Origin of the sequence: Pectobacterium aroidearum (genome assembly GCF_041228105.1) — a bacterium.
Taxonomy (GTDB): Bacteria; Pseudomonadota; Gammaproteobacteria; order Enterobacterales; family Enterobacteriaceae; genus Pectobacterium; species Pectobacterium aroidearum.
Genome location: NZ_CP166097.1, coordinates 4,727,078 through 4,748,613, shown reverse-complemented (window position 1 = coordinate 4,748,613; position 21,536 = coordinate 4,727,078). Strand labels below are relative to the sequence as shown.

Below are 21,536 nucleotides of genomic sequence, written 5' to 3'. Positions count from 1 at the left end.
GGCTCCTGTTATTCGAGAGTGAATTTAATGTCTTCGTCACGCACGCTGCTGTCGTCAACGTCGTCGAACTCTTCATCTGCCTGCGTCACGCGTTTCTTAATCAGCGACAGCATCACGCCGCAGATTGCCGTGCCGATACCGAGCGCCAGACAGAACATCAGCGGCTTGGTAAACAGCGGGACGACAAACATGCCGCCGTGTGGCACGGGCGCCTCCACGCCCCAGACCATGATGAGTCCGCCCGCGATAGCGGAGGCAACGACGCAACTGGCAACGACTCTGAACAGGTCACGTGCGGCAATGGGGATGACACCTTCGGTAATCATGCAGATCCCCATCGGGAAGGCGGCTTTCAGCGCCTCTTTTTCTGCGCGGGTGTATTTGTAGCGGGTTAGCAGGAAGGACAGCGTGATGCCGAAGGGCGGAATCATTGAGCCGACAAATTTGACGGCTTCCGGTCCGTAGATACCATCGACCAGCATGCCGTCCGCGAAGAGCGACATCGTCTTGTTCACCGGTCCGCCGAAATCGAAGGTCGCCATCGCACCTAAAATCGCCCCCATCAGGAATTTCGAGCCGCCCTGCATGGATTCCAGCAGATGAATTAGCGCTTTTTGCAGCCAGACGATGGGCTGGCCGATAAACGTCATCATCAGCAGCCCGGCGATAATGGTGCTGAGCAGCGGCAGGATCATGACGGGCATCAGCCCCTGCATTGAGGTGGGCAGCTTGATGTAGCGGCGCAGCAGCAGCACGGTGTAGCCGACTAAGAAGCCGCCGAGAATACCGCCGATAAATCCGGTTTGAATCTGACCGCAGATAAAACCTACGATCAGGCCGGGAGCGAAGCCGGGGCGGTCGGCAATGGAATAAGCGATGGCGGCGCTGATGAGCGGAACAATCAGCCCCATCCCCCAACCGCCGATCTGGTTGAGCATCCACGCAATACTGCCGGTTTGCTTGCCGACATCCGGGCCGCCGATAACCTGACCGAGGGCAATACAGATCCCGGCTGCGACAATGAGCGGGATCATCCAGGAAATACCGGTAAGAAGATGACGCTTTATTTCCTGTCCAACGGTGATTTTTCTGGTGTTCATAATTATTACCCCGAAATTGAGATATTCAGGCACCCGCTAAAGAACTAGCGACTTTTTCCAGAAATTTAATCGGAGATTTAATAACGACCTCCGTTTTTACCCGAACAATTGGCTTACCTTTAAACCGCTCTTCGCCTGTTATTTTTATATCGATGGCCAGAATAACAACATCGGCTGCGGCTATTTCATCAGGCGTTAATTCATTCTCTGTACCAATGGTTCCCTGAGTTTCTACTTTGATAGCGTAATTTAAGGCGTTGGCACCCTTAATGAGTTTCTCGCGTGCGATATAGGTATGCGCAATGCCTGCCGTGCAGGCGGCAACACAAACAATATTCATTTTGAGCCTCGTCTTATGTCGGAGTGACGGGAGCTGTTTCTGCATACTGACTAAACAGCCGAATAATTTTATGGGGATCGGATTCGTCCAGCAGTTGAGCAATCACCTCATCATCGGCCAGCGCGCTGGCAACCTGAGACAGCAGGCGAATATGTGTCGTGTTCTGATCTTCCAGACGCACGGCAAAAAGAATAATGCAGCGAACCTGGCTACCGTCCAGCGTCTCCCACGGAATATCCTGACGGGTGCGGCCAATCGCGAGCGTGGTCTGTTTTACGGCAGAGGATTTTCCGTGGGGGATCGCAATATGGTTTTCAAAACCGGTCGATCCTTCCGCCTCGCGTAACCAGACATCATGAATAAAATCCTGTTTATTGGTAATAGCGCCATCGGCATACAGCAGATCGGTTAATTCATTAATGGCTTCGTCTTTATTGGTCGCGGACATAGTTAGCTTTACGCGATTTACATTCAGTATTTTATTGATATCCATTTATCACACCTCATCTATAAATGTTAAAAATAACGTTCGGCCAATAATCAGTGGGGGACGGCCTGATGCAGTTGATTGGCGATAACTTTTTCGGTAACGCGTTTAATGTCATCGTCATTAAAAAAGGCGGAAACATAGACGACAGGAATGTGTTGTTCTTCCAGATGAATCGTGGAAATAATCAGCTCAATCTCTTCCTGCTGGCAAAACCTCTGCATATTGCTGGCCGAAACCACGCCAACAATAATCCAATCAGGGAATGCGCGCAGGATGCGGTTTTTCAACAGGTGTGACGTTCCTACGCCGCTGGAACACACCACCAGAATACGTTTATGTGCAATTTGGCGTTCCAGCGCGGCTTGAAAATGAATGGTCAGATAGCCGATTTCATCTTCAGCGACCGGTTTTAATTGAAATCGCTGACAGACTTCATCCATCGCTTGCTGAGTCATATCATAAATATCGATAAATTCGCTTTTGATATCGTCTAATAACGGGTTGCGAATATGTATTTGGTACTTTAAGCGGTTAAGCAATGGCTTGATGTGAATAAGTAATCCTTCATGTAATAACTTATCTGTGCGCAAATCGATATTAATTAAATCAGAAAATATCTGCGTCAGTGCGTGCGTAATTCTGCGTGATTCACCGTTAGAAAATTGATAGCGGAGCAGTTGGTTATCCGCCCGTTCCTCCATCACAATGCCGGAGGAAATAATATATTGGTAAATAAACCAGACTTCGTCAGATGGCAGTGTGCTCTCGACGCGCTGCTCTATTTGGCTCACCATGTTTTGAGCGATGGAGAATATACGATTATCAACCTGCTGATGAACGGATTCTTCCGCCATCATTAACGCTTTTCCCTGCGCAATGCGGTGCATCATAATTAAGGTATGCGTGAAAATATTGATGTAATAAGGTTCACCGAGTGGATAAGAAAGCTGTCGTTCCATGTCCTGTAACAGCGATTCGACGAAGGACACGTCTTCTTTACCGAAATAGTTGATCAGTGCCTTATAGCTGCCGGGGTCGAGACGAGAATGGTTAAGCGGGCCAGGTTCTTTATGGTGCATGACGTCATTAATGAGCGAGGCCATCGCCTGACGCACCTGATTCTCACTGCCTTCAATGTGCGTGCCGCTCTGGCTGCGCACCAGCGCCAGCCCCAGCGGATGTAACCAGCTTTCGATGATTTTCAGATCGTTAACGATAGAGGCGCTGCTGATAAAGTAGCGTTCTGACAGCTTGCTGATGGATGTTTCATGAGGCGTGTCGCTCAGCAGCTGTGAGGCAATTTTGACGCGACGCGCATTGTTGATCAGCGCATCGGTCTCTCCGTCGTCCACGACAATTTGCTGCTCTAACAGTGTGAGATGGCGATCGTCATCCGTGGTTAACATGATTCCCGCACCGACCTTTTTGTCTGGATAAATATTCCAGACAGAAAGGAAGGCTTCGACAAATTGCATATCACGATAGACAGTTTTTTCAGACACATCGAGGTAATGTGCAATATCTTTAACCGTTACATATCCCTGGTGTTGTAACAGATATTTCAATAAACGGTTCTGACGGGAGGTGAGTGGCTGCATCATATTACCCTCATGAATTTTTAGATTTTCTGATGCTTATCGAATTGATAATTTTTTCTAAATAATTTCCTGTTTTATTTTCTCTGTTGGTTTATTTACGTCACGTGCTGTAATCATTAATCTAGTCGCGATAGTCGAGAGGGACAATACTAAATGCTGTCCGCTGAATAGGACAAAATTAAAACATGGTGCTGACGGGATATTAATTGAGATCGCGATCACGTTATAGCGAGAGGTAAATTAGACATTCTGATCGGCATCGCCATTATTTAATGCTGTAGAAATAATGATATCGGCGCAATTAAACGGGACGTGGCGGGAAGAGCGTATAGAGAAAAATAAAAAGGCAAGAAAGCCGTGGTGCGCGCTCTTGCCTGATTACGGTGGCGATGCCTTATGCAGACATCGCCTTTTTCATTGAATCGTGAGCGACGCGGATTAGAAGTCCACGTTCACACCCAGTTGGAAGGTTCGACCAGGCTGCACGGAGAGGGCGCGGTCATACTGCCCCTGCCGATCGTTGGTCTCAATCTGGCGACTGCTGAGGTAATCCCAGTATTTACGGTCAGTCAGGTTATACACACCGCCGTTGATTTTCACGTTTTTGGTCACGCGATAGTAGGCGGTCAGATCCACCATACCGTAGCCGGGAATCCGCATATATTCGGTACTTGAGGTGGTGATAGCGTTGCCTGCATTGGTGTAGCTTTCACGGCTGGTATCCTTCGCCTGTTTCCCTTTCTGGAAGGTAGACGTCACGGCGGCACCGTAGCGCTGAGAAGGATCGTCGTAGGCGATACCTATCACCGCTTTCATCGGAGCCACGCTGTCGAGATCGACATAGCGGTCGCCAAGGTAGCGGGATTGCGATTGGCCTTTGGTGTAACCAAACGCCAGCGTGGTGCTGAGCCCATCAACGGACGGGAACCAGGTGCCTAGCTGTATTTTGCTGCTGACCTCACCACCGTAGATGTAGGCTTTATCGCGGTTTTCCGCCTGATATATCGTGCTGATATTGCTTGGCACATTGGTAAATTTATCGGGGTTGGCGCTACGACGGTAGCGGGTATTGGCGATAAAGTTCTTATACGTGTTGTAGAACAGCGCGGTACGGAAGGTGATTCCCTCCGTTGCTTCGCCTTTTAATCCCCATTCTACGTTGTTGCTGGTTTCCGTCTTGAGGTCGCTATTGCCGATAAAGGCATACTGAGCTGGTCCGGCATAGTTGGCGTCCAGGTTGGTGCTGCCATAAAGCTGGCTGGCATCCGGGAATTGTGCGCCACGGCGGAACTGCAAATAGGTTGTCAGCGTCGGGGTGATGTCATAGAGGAAGCTCAGTGAAGGCAGGACTTGAGTATCACTGTTGGCTTTACCGTACAGTCTGTTGACATCGGATTCACTGATGACACTGCCGTCACCGCTCAGGCGAACTGTATTGGTCGGTTTGGTACGCTGATGGATGGCGCGCACGGCAGGGACAACCGAAAAGGCGTGCCCCGCCAGATCCCACGTAACGGTATCCTGCACAAAGCCGCCGACGGTGTAGCTATTGCTGTCGGCTTCTGGCTGCATGATGTTATTGGCACCCGTTTGATTCGGTGATTGTCTGAACGGACGCTCTGTTTTGCTTTGGCTGGCATTAAGACCCCAGCTGAATTCGTGGCGATCCCAGCTTTTCACCATATGGGTATCGAATCCATAAGTGGTGACATTGTAGTCAGAATAGACCCGATGGCTATCCGCCGCCGCCATCCCTGTGGTTGCCGGTAGCCAGGTGTTGTCGTGTGATTCGCTGTTTTGGAAGTAAATGCGGCTATCAACCAAATCGACCAGCGTATTGTTAACAGGCGTCCAGCGATCTTTCAGGCTGGCGGTCCAGCGGCGTGTCTCGCTGCTCTGTTGCGCTGTGCCGTAAATGGTATTGTTGCCGCTTGGCAGGTTACCCCAGTAATCATAATGGGTGTGGTTGGTTTTATGGTAATAATCCAACGTTCCGGTGAGCTGGTGTTCGTCGTTGGCCTGCCAAATACCTGATGCCAAAATGGCGTTAGAGTGCCAGTTGGCGGGGTAAGCGGCGATCTCGTCGCTGTTATTACGCGTTTGCTGGCCGTCGCGGCGGCTGAGCACGACCACGCCGCGCAATTCGTCATCACCGCCTGCGGCGGTGATGCCATTATGCCAACCATGGTTGGCAGAGTCGAAGTCACTCTGGAGACCAAAGTAGTCCTGCTTGCCTGCTTTCAGATAATCATCGGCAGATTTTGGCCGAAAGGAGACACTGCCTCCGAGTGCGTTGATGGTATTTTCTGCGGAGGTGACGCCTGACTCAATATCGACGCTGCTGTACACGTAAGGGTCGATATAGTCGCGTCCCATGCCGAACGTATTGAATCCGGCACGGCTGGCGTAGCTGCGGCCTGTGGCATTGGGCAGAGCGATGCCATCGGTATCGATCGCAACACGGTTGCTTTCAATCCCACGAATGTTGTAGCCCGTGTAACCGCCGCGGTCAAAGCCGCTTTTCCCGGTATTACTGCCGCCGCTGGCACCCGTTGCGCTCACCAGAGGTTGATAGCGCATGATAGTGCCAAAATTGTTGCCGCCTTCTTTTTGCATATCTGCGGCTGTCAGCGTCGTACTCGACCCCGCTTTTTTCTCGATCTTTGGCGATTTCACCGTCATGACATCGTCGGTTTGTTCCGCTTTCGCCGCTGAATTATCCTGACTCTTCCCGTTGAGTGCGTTGTTGCCCGTGGTGCTATCCGCTGCCATGCTGTTCAGTACGACGCCAGTTAAGATGCCGGTGAGAAGAATTTTATTTAAATTCTTGTTAATTAACATAATGATACTCTGCTATAAGGTTGTTCTGGCCAGCGGCGTTGAGGAAACATGGCGTGCTGGTAGCTAACGTCTGCAAGGGAAATGCAAAACGGCGAATAACATTAATTATCATGTGGTAATGATAATTATTATCAATATGCTAAGCATTATCATCTGTTGTTGCAACGATGATGAATAATTCTTAATGAAACGGTATGTTTGCTATCAAATCGAAGGCGATGGTGTAGGCGTTCTGTATCAATGAGGTGTAATGAAACTACCGACGTATGAAACCGATCACTACGAGCTGGACGATGGCGAAGCGCTTAACCGCGAGTATCCTGATTCATTCTGGATACCAGACAAGGAAGTGCGTGAGTCACTCGTCCCCGACGATTTTGTTAAGCTGATCTTTCGTATGGAAAAAACCGCAGGCGCGGATGAGCTGTCGGTGGAAAGGATGTGGGTCAGAGTGACGACAAAGCATCGCGCGTTTTATCAAGGTGTTTTAGACAATACTCCCACGGGAAGCGACTGCGTGCGGTGCGGCCAGATTGTTACGTTTCATGCTTGTCACGTGATTGGCATTTATGAAAAGGATGAATAGCCGCATTGCTCACACTGACGATGTCCGCGCTGATGCCATGATGTTTAGTGCCTGCATGGTGTCTTTTGATAATGGTGCTCTGCTCATAAGATGACGAACGATGTCGATTGAAATACCCGAATCTGTACTTCCACTGTTTCAGACTGCGGGCTGGCCGTGTGCTACCACGCAATCAGTCCCGCCGTTTGTGCCAGAGAACCATCCGGCTTTTATTATCCTTCATACATTCGGCGGGCTGACGGTTGGACAGTGCGGTGCAGGGGAAACGTGCGCCAGTGGCGATATTATTTTTGGCAGCAGCGAGGATTTGCAGGATGATGAAACGCTGCTTGAGTGGCAAAGTATTCTGAATACAACGCTGATTCTGATCGGCGAAACCCATCATTCACACGGCGCTTTGCTTATGGACCGCGCGGGAATCTGCTACGGAATGAGCTTTATACATGAGGCATTCTGGTTTGAAGGGGCTGCTTTTGGCACTGCCGTTGAACGTATTCTGCTGGGGCGCAAGGGAAAGCCCATGCTGCGGCCAGACCAATCGTCAATATCCGTATATGGCGAGACGATTACCGCAGACCATCCGAACGTCTATCGCTATCGCTAGCCCTCTTTTCTCGCCGCAGTCGGATTCACATCGGTAATCGCCCGGAGTGAGCCGCAACGTTGTTCCCTGTGACATCACCTCATCAGATAAGGTACTATTCCCGCCAAACATACCGCCACTATGGCGTGCCGGAAAGCGTAACCATCGCGCCGCGATGTGAGGGAAATGAGATAAATGAGTGAGATGACTCATGACGGCGCAGAAAGCCTTGCGCTGCGCACGTTTACCGAAAATGCATACCTGAATTATTCCATGTACGTCATCATGGACAGGGCATTGCCGTTCATTGGCGATGGCCTGAAGCCTGTGCAGCGTCGCATTGTGTATGCGATGTCCGAACTGGGGCTGAATGCCAGCGCCAAATTCAAAAAATCCGCCCGTACCGTGGGTGACGTGCTGGGTAAATACCATCCGCACGGCGACAGCGCCTGCTATGAAGCCATGGTGCTGATGGCGCAGCCGTTCTCGTACCGCTACCCGCTGGTGGATGGTCAGGGGAACTGGGGGGCGCCGGACGATCCGAAATCCTTCGCCGCCATGCGTTATACCGAATCGCGGCTGTCCAAATATGCTGAAATCCTGCTGTCGGAGTTAGGACAGGGTACGGTCGATTACATCCCGAACTTTGACGGGACGATGCAGGAGCCGAAGATGCTACCTGCGCGTCTGCCGAATATTTTGCTGAACGGCACCACTGGGATCGCCGTCGGCATGGCAACGGATATTCCGCCGCATAACGTGCGTGAAGTCGCCGCCGCTGCGGTCATGCTGCTGGAAAATCCGAAGGCTTCGCTGGACGATTTATTGCAGCACGTGCAGGGGCCGGATTTCCCGACGGAAGCTGAAATCATCACGCCGCGCGATGAAGTGCGCAAACTCTACCAGAATGGCCGTGGCTCGGTACGTATGCGCGCAGTCTGGAAGAAAGAAGACGGTGATGTCGTCATTACCGCGCTGCCACATCAGGTTTCCGGTGCCAAAGTGCTGGAACAGATTGCCAGCCAGATGCGCGCGAAGAAGCTGCCGATGGTGGAAGACCTGCGCGACGAATCCGATCACGAAAATCCAACCCGTCTGGTGCTGGTGCCGCGCTCGAACCGTATCGATATGGATCAGGTGATGAATCACCTGTTCGCCACGACCGATCTGGAAAAGAGCTATCGCGTTAACATGAATATGATCGGTCTGGATGGTCGCCCTAGCGTGAAAGGGCTGGTCGAGATCCTGAGCGAGTGGCTGGTATTCCGTCGTGATACGGTGTGCCGCCGTCTGAACTACCGTCTGGAAAAAGTGCTCAAGCGCCTGCATATCCTTGAAGGCTTGCTGATTGCGTTCCTGAATATTGATGAAGTCATCCATATCATCCGCACGGAAGATGAGCCGAAGCCTGTACTGATGCGCCAGTTCAGCCTGAGTGAAACACAGGCTGAAGCGATCCTGGAACTGAAATTACGTCATTTGGCCAAGCTGGAAGAGATGAAAATCCGCGGTGAGCAGGACGATCTAGCAAAAGAGCGCGATCAGCTTCAAGCGCTGCTGGCGTCAGATCGTAAGCTCAGCAATCTGATTAAGAAAGAAATTCAGGCGGATGCGCAAACCTATGGCGACGATCGTCGTTCGCCGCTGTATGAACGCAGCGAAGCGAAAGCGATGAGTGAACATGACTTTGTGCCGTCAGAACCGGTCACCATTGTGCTGTCGGAAATGGGCTGGGTGCGCAGCGCCAAAGGGCATGACATCGATCCTGCCGGGTTGAGTTACAAGGCGGGTGATAGCTTCCGCGCCGCTGCGAAAGGTAAGAGCAATCAGCCTGTGGTGTTTATTGACTCCACCGGCCGTAGCTACGCGTTGGACCCGATCACGCTGCCTTCCGCACGTGGTCAGGGCGAGCCGCTGACGGGCAAACTCACGCCGCCGCCGGGCGCGACGATTGAACAGGTGCTGATGGCCGCAGACGATCAGCCGTTGCTGATGGCATCGGATGCAGGCTACGGTTTCGTGTGTACCTTCAACGATCTGGTCGCGCGCAACCGCGCAGGTAAAGCGATTATTACACTGCCGGATAATGCGAAGGCGTTAGCTCCGATGGAGATCCACGGTGACGATAACCTGCTGATGGCGATCACTGCCGCAGGCAGAATGCTGTTGTTCCCTGTCTCCGATCTACCACAGCTGTCGAAAGGCAAAGGCAACAAGATTGTGTCCATCTCCTCGGCTGATTTTGCTGAAGGTAAAGACCGTCTGACCTGGCTGTATCTGCTACCACCACAGGCTTCCGTCACGCTGTATTTCGGTAAGCGTAAGCTGGTGCTGCGTCCGAACGAGCTTCAGAAGTATCAGGGTGAGCGCGGGCGGAAAGGCACGTTGCTGCGTGGGCTACAGCGCATTGACCGGATTGAGGTGGATGCACCGCAGCAGATTAGCACTGGCAGCAGCGAAGAATAACCCCTCCGTATTGCCCTGTGTATGTTGAGAAAGGCGGTGTAATACCGCCTTTCTTTAGTTTCCGGTTGCCATCCTGCAGCAAATTGAATCACCGTGTGTTTTAGCGCGAAATCGCTATACTAGCGGCGGCTGTCGGCTAATGAGGTTGCTATGTTATCCATTTTGCGTTTTTTGGTTGTCGTTATCTTTTCGATTTTGGTCTGTATTTTTGGCTTGTTTTACTGCCTGTTCAGCCCTAGAAATCCCCGTCATGTGGCGACTTTCGGCCATCTTTTTGGACGTCTGTCCACGGTCTTTGGCCTGAAAGTAGAAATGCGGATACCAGAAGAAGCCGCCCATTATGGCAACTGCATCTATATCGCGAATCATCAGAATAATTACGATATGGTCACGGTATCCAAAGCAGTCCAGCCGCGTACCGTTACCGTGGGTAAGAAAAGCCTGCTGTGGATCCCATTCTTCGGGCCGCTTTACTGGCTGACGGGTAATTTGCTGATTGATCGCGAAAACCGCGCGAAAGCGCACGGCACCATCGCTCAGGTGGTGAAGCATATTAAAGAACGAAACACTTCTATCTGGATGTTCCCCGAAGGTACGCGCAGCCGTGGACGCGGCCTGCTGCCCTTCAAAACCGGTGCCTTTCATGCCGCGATTAGCGCTGAAGTGCCAATTGTGCCGATTTGCGTTTCTACGACCAGCAATAAAGTGAAATTGAACCGCTGGAATAATGGCCTCGTTATCGTAGAAATGTTGCCGCCCATTGATACCCGTGCGTATACCAAAGATCAGGTTCGCGAGCTGGCTACACACTGCCATGATGTAATGGCGGCCAAGATTGCCGAGCTGGATGCGGAAGTGGCGTCGCGCGAAGCGGCAGATAAAAAATAAGTTTACCCCATCGGGTTACGCGATTATTTCTTCCGACTTTCTATTCAAGAAAGAATTGGAAGTTAAACTTTGCTTACGGTTAATGGATTTACGGAGTCATTATGTCACTCAGCCGACGTCAGTTTATTCAGGCATCGGGCCTTGCGTTATGTGCGGGAATGACGCCACTGGCGGCTAAAGCCAGTGGGAATTCCGCCGCATTGCCGATACCGCCATTACTGGAGTCGCGCCGAGGCCAGCCTCTTTTTCTGACCATGCAGCGTGCTCATTGGGCATTCTCCGGTGATCGTAAGACAGCCATTTGGGGAATCAACGGCCGTTATTTAGGGCCGACGGTACGCGTCTATGACGGCGATGACGTTAAGCTGATTTACAGTAACCGTCTGAATGAGCCTGTCGCGATGACAATCGGCGGGTTGCAGGTGCCGGGGCCGCTAATGGGTGGGGCAGCCCGTATTATTTCTCCAGGTACCGACTGGTCACCAGTGGTGCCTATTCGTCAGCCGTCGGCGACCTGCTGGTATCATGCGAATACGCCGAACCGCATGGCACCACATATCTATAACGGGCTGGCTGGGTTATGGCTGGTAGAAGACCGAGCCAGTAAAGCCCTGCCGTTGCCCAATCACTACGGTGTTGATGATTTTCCCTTGATTATTCAGGATAAACGGCTGGATAACTTTGGTGTCCCTATTTATAGCCCGCCTTCTAACGGCGGCTTTGTCGGTGACTCGCTATTAGTCAACGGCATCCAAAATCCCTTTGTTGAGGTGTCCCGCGGCTGGGTTCGCCTGAGACTGTTGAACGCGTCGAACTCCCGGCGTTACGTGATGCGGCTGAGCGATGGTCGGGCGATGCATGTGATTGCCAGCGATCAGGGGCTGCTACCGGCACCGATGGCGGTGAATCAGCTGTCTCTCGCACCCGGCGAACGACGCGAAATTCTGATCGACATGTCGCAAGGCGAGGACGTTACGCTGACGGCGGGGGAATCGGCCGGGATTATGGATCGCCTGCGCGGCTTATTTGAGCCTTCCAGTATCCTGATTTCTACTCAAATACTCACGCTTAAACCGACGGGTCTGCTGCCATTGGTGACGGATAACCTGCCGATGCGCCTGCTGGCCGACAACATCATTGAAGGCAGCATCAGCCGCACGCGCGAATTCCGTCTGGGTGACAGCTTGCCTGGCATCAATGGCGCGATGTGGGACATGACGCGTGCCGATGTACAAACGCAGCTTGGCCGCTGCGAACGCTGGATTATCCACGCAGACACGCCGCAGGCTTTCCATATTCAGGGCGTTAAATTCCTGGTGCGTAGCGCGAATGGCGGCCCGCCGGCGGTGGAAGACAGCGGCTGGAAAGATACGGTGTGGGTGGATAACGATGTCGAGCTGCTGGTGTATTTCATGCAGCCTTCCTCAATGGCGTTCCCCTTCCTGTATTACAGCCAGACGCTGGAATTGGCCGATCGCGGTTCAACCGGGCAGCTCATCGTACAGTCTGCAATGTAACGCCATTTACCCCTGCCATTCTCCTTCCGCCGTTATTCCCTCTGCCGTGCAAATGCGACGGCAGTTCTGTCTGACGGCGGAGGTCCAATACTTACATCATTGTTACTGTGATCCACCTCTATTCAGACAAACCAAAATTAAAGATGCGTAGCCGTGCGGACGATACCTTATAGATTGATGTTGTTATGAATTAAGGGTGAATCGCGGGTTGAGCCGCATGCTGTTCCGGGTCTGAACCGTGCTAAAAAACATTTTTTATTACAACAATTTCAGAGGCAGAACGTTTCGTTTCGCCATGAAATCAGGTTCACTTTCTGTTTTAACCTGCACGCAGCCAGAATGCTGCGTCACTAAAAAGGCTGCACTATGCGGGAATTACTGCTTTGGGTCAGGGATCAACTGGCTGGGGCGTCGTCGGCGCCTCGCTATATGCAGCTCGCGTCGTTGCTTGAATCAGAAATCGGCCGTCGGAAGGCATTGGCAGGTCAGTTCTTACCTGCGGAACGGTTGATTGCGCAACAGTTGGGATTATCACGCGTAACGGTTTCCCGTTCCCTGTCGCTGCTGGAAGAAAAAGGGCTGATTGTTCGCCAGCAGGGGGTGGGAACTCGCGTTACGCAACGGCTTAACTACGCGTTGAGCGCCGAGGATGAAGGGTTCACTGCGCTGGTGCTGAAACAGGGCGGCGTCGCTGGTAGCCTGTGGCTGGATAAGGTAATACAGGTTCCGCCTGCTGCTATCGCGGAGAAAATGTCTCTGTCGGAAGGTGAGGCCGTCACCTATCTGCGACGCGTTCGGCTGAGCAATGGCGAGCCTGTCTCGCTGGAAACGACGTGGATACCGCAAAAGTTTCTGCCTGACCCGGAAGCGCTTGAACAGTCTCTCTATCAATATTGGGTGTCGCGTGGGATCGCGCCGGACAAAAAGCGCTATCGTTTCAAAGCGATTGCCTGTGCGGCAGAGATCGCTGCACGTCTTGGTACCGTGGTGGGAACGCCGTTGCTATATTGCCAACTGCACGTTTATAACGAACAGGGTGAACTGTTGGAATACAGCGAGGCGCATTGCCGTAGCGATGTGTATGAGATTCAGTTTGCCGATTAGAAGAAAAATGCCAGCACGGTGAATGCTGGCATCAGCGCTGGGCTAGTCGTTTCTCGGTTCGTCAGGATCCGATCCCAGTCGCTTCCCGCTATCCAGCTTGGCAATTTCACCCAGCTCGTCTTTATCCAGACGGAAATCGAACACCTCGAAGTTTTCCTTGATACGGGAAGGTGTTACTGATTTAGGAATCACCACCAGCCCGCTGTCCAGATGCCAGCGAATCACGATCTGTGCTGGCGTTTTCCCGTATTTTGTTGCCAGTTTACGGATAACCGGATGGTCAAAAATGCCTTCGCCGCCTTGCGCCAGCGGGCTCCAGGATTCAGTTTGGATATGATGCGTCGCATTCCAGGCGTGGAGCTGCCTTTGCTGGAGAAGGGGGTGAAGTTCGACCTGATCGATAACCGGCAAGACGCCCGTTTCTTCTTTTAACCGCTGTAAATGATGAATGTGGAAATTGCTGACGCCGATGCTTTTCGCCAGACCCTGTTCCTGAAGTTTGATGAGTCCGCGCCAGGCATCCACGAAGGTGTTCTGCTGCGGGAGCGGCCAGTGAATCAGGTAGAGATCGATATAATCTAACCGAAGTTTTCTCAGGCTTTCCTCCAGCGCCTTCTGGGGATCGGTGTGATCGCCATTCCAGAGCTTGGTGGTGATGAATACCTCTTCACGCGGCAGATTCGCGGAACTTAGCGCCTGACCCACGGCTTCCTCGTTCTTATAAATAGCGGCGGTATCGATCGCCCGATAACCGATGGACAATGCTTCAGTCACGGCGATCACCGTGTCCTCACTGCTTGCTCGCCAGACACCAAGGCCCAACTGGGGCATGATGTTACCGTCCGCCAGCTTAACTTTCGGTTGCGTCATCTCATTCTCCTTTTATATCCGTTAATCCATAAAAATATCATAGGGTTAACTGGATGGGCGACCTGTTCATATCACGGACACTGCGGAACGTGATCCCTAGCAGGAACAGGCATATGATTTCAGTCTAGTAGAAAAATTGGTCGGTTATACGTAGCCTGATGATAAAGGGAGCCGATCGGCTCCCCTTAACAGACACAGCATTGAGGTGAGGGTATAAGTGTTGTTTAAACGGTAGTGTTTTCTCCTGTAACTCGCATGATGAGGTGTGGAAGGCTTAGCGTGCCGCTTCGTAAATCTTCTGGCTTTCTTCCAACGTAATATCGCGGTGTTCGCCTAGTGCAGTCAGGCCATGCTCGTTGAGCTTGGCGACCAGTGTTGGGATGGAACTGCCATCCAACTGGTAGTCAGACATGCGGGTCGGTACGCCCATTTTCTCGAAGAAGTCACGCGTAGCGGCAATTGCACCGTCGATGCGTTGGTCTTCGCTACCGTCACGCAGGTTCCAGACGCGCTCGGCGTATTGCAGCAGTTTGTCGCGTTTCTGGGCTTTTCTTGCCGCCAGCATAGCGGGCAGCACGACAGCCAGCGTCTGGGCATGGTCGAGGCCATGCAGCGCCGTTAATTCGTGGCCTAGCATGTGGGTTGACCAGTCCTGCGGCACGCCAGCGCCAATCAGGCCGTTCAACGCCATTGTAGCGCTCCACATCACATTGGCTCTGACCTTGTAGTTTTCCGGTTCTGCCAGCGCGCGTGGGCCTTCTTCAACCAGCGTCAGCAGCAAACCTTCCGCAAAACGATCCTGTACTTTGGCATCGACGGAATACGTCAGGTACTGCTCAACGGTATGAACGAAGGCATCGACCACGCCGTTCGCGATCTGGCGAGCGGGCAGGGTGTAAGTCACCACCGGGTCGAGTACGGCGAAAAGCGGCTGGGTGTAACGCGAACGGAAGGCGAGTTTATCATTGGTCGACTTACGGGTGATGACTGCCCCGTTGTTGGATTCCGAACCCGTCGCTGGCAGGGTAAGCACGGCTGCCATCGCGACGCCGCGATCGATTTCCGCCCCACCGGTTTGCAGAATATGCCACGGGTCCTGCGCAGCCTGATAATCTGCGGCGGCAGCGATAAATTTCGTGCCATCAACCACAGAACCACCGCCAACCGCCAGCAGGAAATCAATCTTCTCCGCACGGACGACCTCGACGGCTTTCATCAGCGTTTCGTAAGTCGGGTTCGGTTCAATGCCGGAAAACTCACGTACGTTGCGGCCTTCTAGTGCGCGATAGACCTGATCCAGTACGCCATTGTGCTTCACGCTGCCGCTGCCGTAGGTGATGAGGATACGGGCATCGGCAGGAATTTCTTTGCCTAATTCAGCAATCTGGCCTTCGCCAAACAAAATTTTGGTAGGGGTATGAAGTGTGAAATTTAGCATAGGTTATTTGTCCAGTTTAAAGCCCTGTTGGAGGATCGCGGGTAAGACTTTCGGGAAATAAATGTGCTGATAGTAGCTGGCGGTGTTATCACCCCAGTTGTCACCGTCTGCGCGGCCGGTTTGCTGCCAGTGTGTCACCAGCGTTTGGTTATATTGCTCGATAGCCGCAGGCAGAACGTCCTGATGATAGGTTTCATCATGGCGGAATGAATTCAGCGGCAGGCGTGGTTTTTGATGCGCAGGGGTGTCCACATAACCGATAGCGACGCCTGCGACGGGGAACGTCAGTTCAGGCAGTTCCAGAAAATCGATCATCGCCTGCGGCTCGCGACGAATGCCGCCAATCGGGACGATGCCCAGGCCAAATGAGCGTGCCGCGGCCATCAGCGTGCCAAGCGCGATACCGACATCCGTTGTGCCAGCGATCAGGCTTTCGAGGCTTTCATGCGCGTGTTGCTGCTTTCCGCTCATGGCAATCCCGACCTGTGTTTTATGCATATCCAGTACCACGGTAATAAAGACGGGCGCTTTGGCAATCCACGGCTGGCCGCCAGCCAACTCGGCGATGCGTGCCTTGCGTTCCGGGTCGCGGGTGACGATGAGCGAAACCTGCTGAGAGTTCACGGATGTCGGTGCCAGATGGGCGGACTGAATAATGGCATCCAGCACGTCATCGGGAATCGCTTTATCAAGATAGCTGCGTTCACTGCGATGTGAGGTGAACAGTTCAATCGTTTTATTCATGTCTTTTCCCGGGTGATGAAGGAGCGAATGTATGCTCAATATTGTCATCAACCCACGAAAGACGTTCAATGCACATTTCTGTTTGCTTATTGCCTATTTCTACAAAATGTAGGAGAAAAGGGTGATAATAATTCGCAGGTATGTCATTTTATTTCTTCTGTCAGGAGAACGACTTCGGGCAGACAAAGCGAACCAGTAGCGAGATAACTCTATTTTGACGGAAAGCCAATTATGTTGACCGAAGGCCAATGCGAGGGGCTTGTTCAGAACCCCGCAGATCAGAAACCCATCGTTCAGGAACTCACAGAACCGCAGCAGACGGTACGGCAACGCATCGTGCAACAGGCTATCCGCTGCTCAACCAAAAACTGGGCCACGCCTTCGCTCGTACCTCAGGTCAAAATTCTTTATACGGAACAGCACCATCCGCGCGTGCCGGTCATGTATGAGCCGACGATCGTCATCATTTTTCAGGGGCAAAAGATTGGCTATGTAGGGGGGAAAACCTTCCAGTATGACCCGGAAAACTACCTGCTGATGACGGTGCCGCTGCCGTTCGAATGTGAAACGATAGCCAGCGCTGAACATCCGCTGGTGGGGATGGCGATCCGTATCGATATCCAGATGCTTCAGGACTTGCTGATCGACATTGGTGACGACGATAGCGCGGTCCGCCCCTGTTCCTGTACGTGCGGGGTGAACAGCGCGCCGCTGACCGATGAGATTCTGTGTGCGGTTGAACGGCTGTTAGATGCGATGGATAACCCGCGTGATGCCCGTGTACTGGGGCCGACGATTGTGCGCGAGATTATCTATCATATGCTCTGCGGCGAACGCGGTGCAGCATTACAGGCGCTGGTTAATCGGCACACGCACTTCAGTCAGATTGCCAAGTCTCTGCGACGTATCGAAAACCACTATGCCGATAACCTGAATGTGGAACAGCTGGCAGCCGAAGTGAACATGAGCATCTCGGCGTTTCATCATAACTTCAAAGCGGTGACCAACACATCGCCTTTGCAGTATCTGAAATCCTACCGTTTACATAAAGCGCGCGTGATGATGATCAACGAGGGGCTGAGAGCGGGAGTCGCGGCGGCTCGCGTAGGGTATGAGAGCGTGTCGCAGTTTAGCCGGGAATTTAAGCGCTATTTCGGTGCGACGCCAAGCGATGAAGCGGCGAGATTAAAGGCCAGCAATATGGTGGTTGAGGAAAGCTGAAGGCGTTAAGAAAACGTGCGGTAGCCCAATTAGGCGACGGCACGTTTTTTACGCCACACCACGACAGCCATGCCAATCAGGCCGCTGATCAGCAAAATAATCGGGAGCAGGATCAGCGCGGTCATCACCTGATCTTCATAGCGTTTGACCAGCGGAATGTGGCTGAGTGCATAGCCGAGCGTGACAATCCCCCCGACCCACAGCAACCCGCTGAGCCAGTTAAAGATTTGAAAACGTGTATTATTTAACCCGGAAATACCGGCCATTGTCGGCAGCAGCGTGCGGATAAATGCTAAAAAGCGGCCAACCAGCAGCGCCATCAGGCCGTGGCGGTGGAACAGATGATGGGCGCGTTGGTGATAGTGAGCGGGAAGCTGTAATAGCCAGCCCTTTACCAGACGCGTATCGCTCAGCCAGCGCCCTTGCAGGTAGCTGAGCCAGCAGCCGAGGCTGGCGGCGATGGTGAGCAGGATCATCGTAGGGAAAAAGCTCATTACGCCTTTGGCAATCATGGCGCCGGTGAGCAACAGGAGGCTATCGCCGGGCAGAAAAGAGGCAGGCAGCAGACCGTTCTCCAGAAACAGCGTCGTGAACAGAATGCCGTAAACCACCCAAATGACGTGGGGATCGGCCAGTGCACTAAAATCCTGCTGCCAGAGCGCCTGAATAATGTCGTGAACCACACTCATATTACTTCCCGCCAGTGACGATATTCACTATCTTTCAGGCAGCGGCGGTGGAACGCTGGGTTACCTGAAATCTACTGCCTATCAAGCCCTAAAATCAGTATGGGCAAAACGCCTTGCCGCATTGTTGTGAGAATACGATAAAGCTTAATGCTTAATTTTTGGTTAAGGTAACGCGGTTTTTTAGTAAGCGTTGACTCATGATTATCATAACGCATTACCCACCGCCCCGCAGGGGAAATCAAGACATGGCGGCCTTATGGCCGTCACATTTTCTGTATTTTTTCCTGCCGTGTGACAGTGCGCCAGCTTGCTGACGCCTTGCTAGGCGCTCAGCCTGCTGAAACCCGCGGCCAGATCGTCGATCAGATCGTCACTGTCTTCAAGTCCAATATGTAACCGAATAAGTGTGCCGGTAAAATCCACACCGCTCGCCGGGCGGATCGCCGCGAGTTCTTCCGGTTGATTCGCCAGAATCAGAGACTCGAAGCCCCCCCAGGAATACGCCATGCTGAAGTGTTCAAAATGATCCAGATAGTGCGCCAGCGTTTCCTTGCTTAATTTCGCCTTCAGCACAAAGGAGAACAAGCCGTTGCAGCCGTTAAAATCGCGCACGTAGAATTCATGCCCTTTGCATTCTGGCAACGCAGGGTGATTAACGACGGCGACTTCCGGCCGCTCTGCCAGCCACTTCGCAATGCGGATACTGCTTTCCTGATGCTGTTTGAGCCTGACGCCCAGCGTGCGCAGGCCACGGCTGGCGACATAGGCGGTATCGGCGTCCACCATTTGTCCCATCAGATAGGAATGCTCGCGCAGTTGTGCCCAGCAGCGCTCATTCGCCACTGCCGTGCCGAGCATGGCATCGGAATGGCCAACGATGTATTTCGTACCCGCCTGGATAGAGATATCAATATCGAAGTCGAATGCTTTAAATAAAATGCCCGCTGCCCAGGTGTTATCAATCATGATAACAATCTCGGGATTGATGCGGCGCACGGCCTGTACGATCGCGGGCACATCATGGACTTCCATGGTGATGGAGCCCGGCGATTCGAGAAAGACAACTTTGGTATTGGGTTGGATCAGTTCGGCAATATCGGCACCGATAAGCGGGTTGAAATAGGTGGTGCTGACGTTCAGCTTGTTAAGCACTTTCGTGCAGAAATCCTGCGTCGGTTCGTAGGCTGACTCTGTCACCAGAATGTGATCGCCTGCCGCAACGAAAGAGAGGATTGCGTTAGAAATAGCGGCGGCACCACAGGGGTACAACGCGCAGCCTACACCGCCTTCCAGCTCCACCATCGCTTCCTGAAATGCGAAATGGGTCAGCGTACCGCGGCGACCATAGAACAACGCGCCTTTGGCTCGGTTAATGGTGGCGTGCTTCTTGTCCTGCACGGTATCGAATACCAGAGAGGAAGCGCGCTGAATAACGGGGTTTACGGAACCGTGGGTGAATTTCTTGCTGCGTCCTGCGGCGACTAACGCTGTTGCCGTTTTTTTGCTTGTCATAACCACTATTACCTTTTCTATTCAATCCTGCCGGATGACCCAATACGCCAGATATTCCCGATAGTGAGAGTGTGAGGAAACAAGGGGGCGCAATTCGATGTATTAACCCTACGTTATCACGGCTTGGGCAGCGTGTGGGCGTAAGTAGGATAAGATGGGTGGTAGATGAAAACATTTCAGGAAGAAAGCAAGAAGCGCCATGTTATCCAATACAATCCAGAAAACATGGCGCAATTGGGACAGATTAACCCGTATGAACGCCAAAGAGTTTGGGCAGCCAAAGCGAAATGGCCGGAATATAGGTGACCAGCATCAGCACAAGGAAGAGCCCACAGTAGAAGGGCAGCATCGCTTTAACGACCTGTTCTATCTTCTGTTTACTCACCGCACTGGCGACGAAAAGTACCGATCCCACTGGCGGCGTAATCAGACCAATCCCGAGGTTCACCAGCATGATCATGCCGAAATGCACCGGATCGATGCCGAGCGAGAGAGCGACGGGCAGCAAAACGGGTGTCAGGATCAGGATCAGCGGCGCCATATCCATCAGCGTACCCAGCAGAAGCAGCATGATGTTAATACACATCAGGATGACGTATTTGTTATCCGAGATGGAGGTAAAAAACTCGGTGATGCGGGCGGGCAACTGCATGTAGGTCATGATGGCACCGAATGCGGCGGCGAAACCGATCAGGATCATCACGATCGTGACGGTTTTGACCGTGCGGTACATCAGCTTGGGCAGTTCCGACCACTTGTAATCTTTATAGATAAACATGGTCACGAAGAAGGACCACAGACAGGCGATGGCCGCAGACTCGGTCGCGGTAAAAATACCTGACAGAATCCCCCCCATGATGATGACGACCGTCATCAGCCCCCATAGGGTATCGACAAAGATTTTCAGCGCCTGACGGAACGGCACACGTTCGCCTTTTGGATAGCCGCGGCGATGGGCAAAACCGACGCACATCACCATCATGGTCAGGCTGAGCAGCAGACCGGGCAGGATCCCTGCGATAAACAGTGAGGCAATTGAAACCGTACCGCCGGTTGCCAGCGAATAGATCACGGAGTTGTGACTCGGCGGTGTCAAAATGGCCTGTACGGATCCGCTGGCGGTGACGGCGGCGGAGAAGTCGCGCGGATAACCTTTCTTCTCCATTTCCGGGATCATCACCGAGCCGATTGAGGCTGTGTCTGCGACGGAGGAGCCAGATATCGCGCCGAAAAAGGTAGAGGCGACGATATTAACCAACGATAAGCCGCCGCGAATAAAGCCGACAAAGATGTAAGCGAAGCTGACCAGCCGACGAGCAATCCCGCCTTCGGCCATAATTGCCCCAGCCAGAATAAAGAAAGGAATTGCCAGCAGCGAAAATTTGTTCACGCCGTTGGTAACCTGGATCATGACAGCCTCAAGCGGCAGATCGATCCAGAGCGCGCCAACAATGGCGCTTAACCCTACCGCGTAGGCGACGGGAACACCGACCGCTAGCAACACGGCCAGTGAGGCAATCAGAATAAATGCATCCATGGTATTGGCTCC

General features: G+C 52.6%; 18 protein-coding genes. 7 read left to right on the top strand and 11 right to left on the bottom strand.

What is annotated here, in order from left to right:
• Positions 1-8: 8 nt before the first annotated feature.
• The 5 genes from AB8809_RS21385 to AB8809_RS21365 form a co-directional block, all read right to left on the bottom strand.
• Positions 9-1,100, bottom strand: coding sequence for a PTS fructose transporter subunit IIC (locus tag AB8809_RS21385; RefSeq protein WP_039510053.1), 1,092 nt, complete (start codon positions 1,098-1,100; stop codon positions 9-11).
• A gap of 25 nt (positions 1,101-1,125) precedes the next feature.
• Positions 1,126-1,440 (bottom strand): PTS fructose transporter subunit IIB, encoded by a 315-nt coding sequence (locus AB8809_RS21380; protein WP_010297459.1) that lies wholly within the window; start codon positions 1,438-1,440, stop codon positions 1,126-1,128.
• Between the two features lie 13 nt (positions 1,441-1,453).
• A complete protein-coding gene (locus AB8809_RS21375; RefSeq protein ID WP_180778466.1) occupies positions 1,454-1,933 on the bottom strand; it encodes a PTS sugar transporter subunit IIA in 480 nt (159 codons plus the stop codon).
• Positions 1,934-1,980: 47 nt separating this feature from the next.
• Complete coding sequence (locus AB8809_RS21370) at positions 1,981-3,531, bottom strand: transcription antiterminator (RefSeq protein WP_349856535.1); 1,551 nt, start codon at positions 3,529-3,531, stop codon at positions 1,981-1,983.
• Positions 3,532-3,966: 435 nt separating this feature from the next.
• Positions 3,967-6,369 carry a TonB-dependent receptor domain-containing protein gene (locus tag AB8809_RS21365; RefSeq protein ID WP_349856534.1) on the bottom strand — a complete coding sequence of 801 codons (2,403 nt, stop codon included), beginning with the start codon at positions 6,367-6,369 and terminating at the stop codon, positions 3,967-3,969.
• A gap of 250 nt (positions 6,370-6,619) precedes the next feature.
• Here AB8809_RS21365 and AB8809_RS21360 point away from each other — a divergent pair, with 250 nt between their 5' ends.
• The 6 genes from AB8809_RS21360 to AB8809_RS21335 all read left to right on the top strand — a co-directional run bounded on the left by AB8809_RS21360 (position 6,620) and on the right by AB8809_RS21335 (position 13,513).
• Positions 6,620-6,955 (top strand): DUF2314 domain-containing protein, encoded by a 336-nt coding sequence (locus AB8809_RS21360; RefSeq protein WP_180778463.1) that lies wholly within the window; start codon positions 6,620-6,622, stop codon positions 6,953-6,955.
• Between the two features lie 100 nt (positions 6,956-7,055).
• Positions 7,056-7,559: an SUKH-3 domain-containing protein gene (locus AB8809_RS21355; protein WP_349856533.1), complete on the top strand. Its 504-nt coding sequence runs from the start codon at positions 7,056-7,058 to the stop codon at positions 7,557-7,559.
• 174 nt (positions 7,560-7,733) lie between these two features.
• Positions 7,734-10,004: a DNA topoisomerase IV subunit A gene (gene parC / locus AB8809_RS21350; protein ID WP_180778461.1), complete on the top strand. Its 2,271-nt coding sequence runs from the start codon at positions 7,734-7,736 to the stop codon at positions 10,002-10,004.
• Between the two features lie 150 nt (positions 10,005-10,154).
• Positions 10,155-10,892: a 1-acylglycerol-3-phosphate O-acyltransferase gene (locus AB8809_RS21345; protein WP_181845778.1), complete on the top strand. Its 738-nt coding sequence runs from the start codon at positions 10,155-10,157 to the stop codon at positions 10,890-10,892.
• A gap of 101 nt (positions 10,893-10,993) precedes the next feature.
• Entirely contained in the window at positions 10,994-12,409 is a 1,416-nt protein-coding gene (gene ftsP, locus AB8809_RS21340) for a cell division protein FtsP (RefSeq protein ID WP_012773051.1), read from the top strand.
• A gap of 366 nt (positions 12,410-12,775) precedes the next feature.
• Complete coding sequence (locus AB8809_RS21335) at positions 12,776-13,513, top strand: GntR family transcriptional regulator (RefSeq protein ID WP_349856532.1); 738 nt, start codon at positions 12,776-12,778, stop codon at positions 13,511-13,513.
• 42 nt (positions 13,514-13,555) lie between these two features.
• Here the strand turns inward: AB8809_RS21335 and dkgA are convergent, their stop codons facing one another.
• From dkgA to AB8809_RS21320, 3 genes are all read right to left on the bottom strand, one after another.
• Complete coding sequence (dkgA, locus tag AB8809_RS21330; protein ID WP_012773053.1) at positions 13,556-14,383, bottom strand: 2,5-didehydrogluconate reductase DkgA; 828 nt, start codon at positions 14,381-14,383, stop codon at positions 13,556-13,558.
• 274 nt (positions 14,384-14,657) lie between these two features.
• Positions 14,658-15,821 (bottom strand): alcohol dehydrogenase, encoded by a 1,164-nt coding sequence (gene yqhD, locus AB8809_RS21325; protein WP_349856531.1) that lies wholly within the window; start codon positions 15,819-15,821, stop codon positions 14,658-14,660.
• Between the two features lie 3 nt (positions 15,822-15,824).
• Positions 15,825-16,565 carry an NADPH-dependent oxidoreductase gene (locus AB8809_RS21320; protein WP_012773055.1) on the bottom strand — a complete coding sequence of 247 codons (741 nt, stop codon included), beginning with the start codon at positions 16,563-16,565 and terminating at the stop codon, positions 15,825-15,827.
• A 231-nt stretch (positions 16,566-16,796) separates the two neighbouring features.
• Between AB8809_RS21320 and AB8809_RS21315 the strand changes: the two genes are divergently transcribed.
• Complete coding sequence (locus tag AB8809_RS21315; RefSeq protein ID WP_180778458.1) at positions 16,797-17,786, top strand: AraC family transcriptional regulator; 990 nt, start codon at positions 16,797-16,799, stop codon at positions 17,784-17,786.
• A gap of 29 nt (positions 17,787-17,815) precedes the next feature.
• Here the strand turns inward: AB8809_RS21315 and AB8809_RS21310 are convergent, their stop codons facing one another.
• The 3 genes from AB8809_RS21310 to AB8809_RS21300 form a co-directional block, all read right to left on the bottom strand.
• Positions 17,816-18,475: a DedA family protein gene (locus tag AB8809_RS21310; protein ID WP_012773057.1), complete on the bottom strand. Its 660-nt coding sequence runs from the start codon at positions 18,473-18,475 to the stop codon at positions 17,816-17,818.
• 321 nt (positions 18,476-18,796) lie between these two features.
• A complete protein-coding gene (gene metC, locus AB8809_RS21305) occupies positions 18,797-19,987 on the bottom strand; it encodes a cystathionine beta-lyase (protein WP_349856530.1) in 1,191 nt (396 codons plus the stop codon).
• Between the two features lie 244 nt (positions 19,988-20,231).
• A complete protein-coding gene (locus tag AB8809_RS21300; RefSeq protein WP_012773059.1) occupies positions 20,232-21,524 on the bottom strand; it encodes a TRAP transporter large permease in 1,293 nt (430 codons plus the stop codon).
• Between the last annotated feature and the right edge of the window lie 12 nt (positions 21,525-21,536).

Excerpts from the sequence above, each read along its gene's own strand:
- AB8809_RS21385 (WP_039510053.1), bottom strand. The coding sequence starts at position 1,100 with ATGAACACCAGAAAAATCACCGTTGGACAGGAAATAAAGCGTCATCTT.
- AB8809_RS21380 (WP_010297459.1), bottom strand. The coding sequence starts at position 1,440 with ATGAATATTGTTTGTGTTGCCGCCTGCACGGCAGGCATTGCGCATACC.
- AB8809_RS21375 (WP_180778466.1), bottom strand. The coding sequence starts at position 1,933 with ATGGATATCAATAAAATACTGAATGTAAATCGCGTAAAGCTAACTATG.
- AB8809_RS21370 (WP_349856535.1), bottom strand. The coding sequence starts at position 3,531 with ATGATGCAGCCACTCACCTCCCGTCAGAACCGTTTATTGAAATATCTG.
- AB8809_RS21365 (WP_349856534.1), bottom strand. The coding sequence starts at position 6,369 with ATGTTAATTAACAAGAATTTAAATAAAATTCTTCTCACCGGCATCTTA.
- AB8809_RS21360 (WP_180778463.1), top strand. The coding sequence starts at position 6,620 with ATGAAACTACCGACGTATGAAACCGATCACTACGAGCTGGACGATGGC.
- AB8809_RS21355 (WP_349856533.1), top strand. The coding sequence starts at position 7,056 with ATGTCGATTGAAATACCCGAATCTGTACTTCCACTGTTTCAGACTGCG.
- parC (WP_180778461.1), top strand. The coding sequence starts at position 7,734 with ATGAGTGAGATGACTCATGACGGCGCAGAAAGCCTTGCGCTGCGCACG.
- AB8809_RS21345 (WP_181845778.1), top strand. The coding sequence starts at position 10,155 with ATGTTATCCATTTTGCGTTTTTTGGTTGTCGTTATCTTTTCGATTTTG.
- ftsP (WP_012773051.1), top strand. The coding sequence starts at position 10,994 with ATGTCACTCAGCCGACGTCAGTTTATTCAGGCATCGGGCCTTGCGTTA.
- AB8809_RS21335 (WP_349856532.1), top strand. The coding sequence starts at position 12,776 with ATGCGGGAATTACTGCTTTGGGTCAGGGATCAACTGGCTGGGGCGTCG.
- dkgA (WP_012773053.1), bottom strand. The coding sequence starts at position 14,383 with ATGACGCAACCGAAAGTTAAGCTGGCGGACGGTAACATCATGCCCCAG.
- yqhD (WP_349856531.1), bottom strand. The coding sequence starts at position 15,821 with ATGCTAAATTTCACACTTCATACCCCTACCAAAATTTTGTTTGGCGAA.
- AB8809_RS21320 (WP_012773055.1), bottom strand. The coding sequence starts at position 16,565 with ATGAATAAAACGATTGAACTGTTCACCTCACATCGCAGTGAACGCAGC.
- AB8809_RS21315 (WP_180778458.1), top strand. The coding sequence starts at position 16,797 with ATGTTGACCGAAGGCCAATGCGAGGGGCTTGTTCAGAACCCCGCAGAT.
- AB8809_RS21310 (WP_012773057.1), bottom strand. The coding sequence starts at position 18,475 with ATGAGTGTGGTTCACGACATTATTCAGGCGCTCTGGCAGCAGGATTTT.
- metC (WP_349856530.1), bottom strand. The coding sequence starts at position 19,987 with ATGACAAGCAAAAAAACGGCAACAGCGTTAGTCGCCGCAGGACGCAGC.
- AB8809_RS21300 (WP_012773059.1), bottom strand. The coding sequence starts at position 21,524 with ATGGATGCATTTATTCTGATTGCCTCACTGGCCGTGTTGCTAGCGGTC.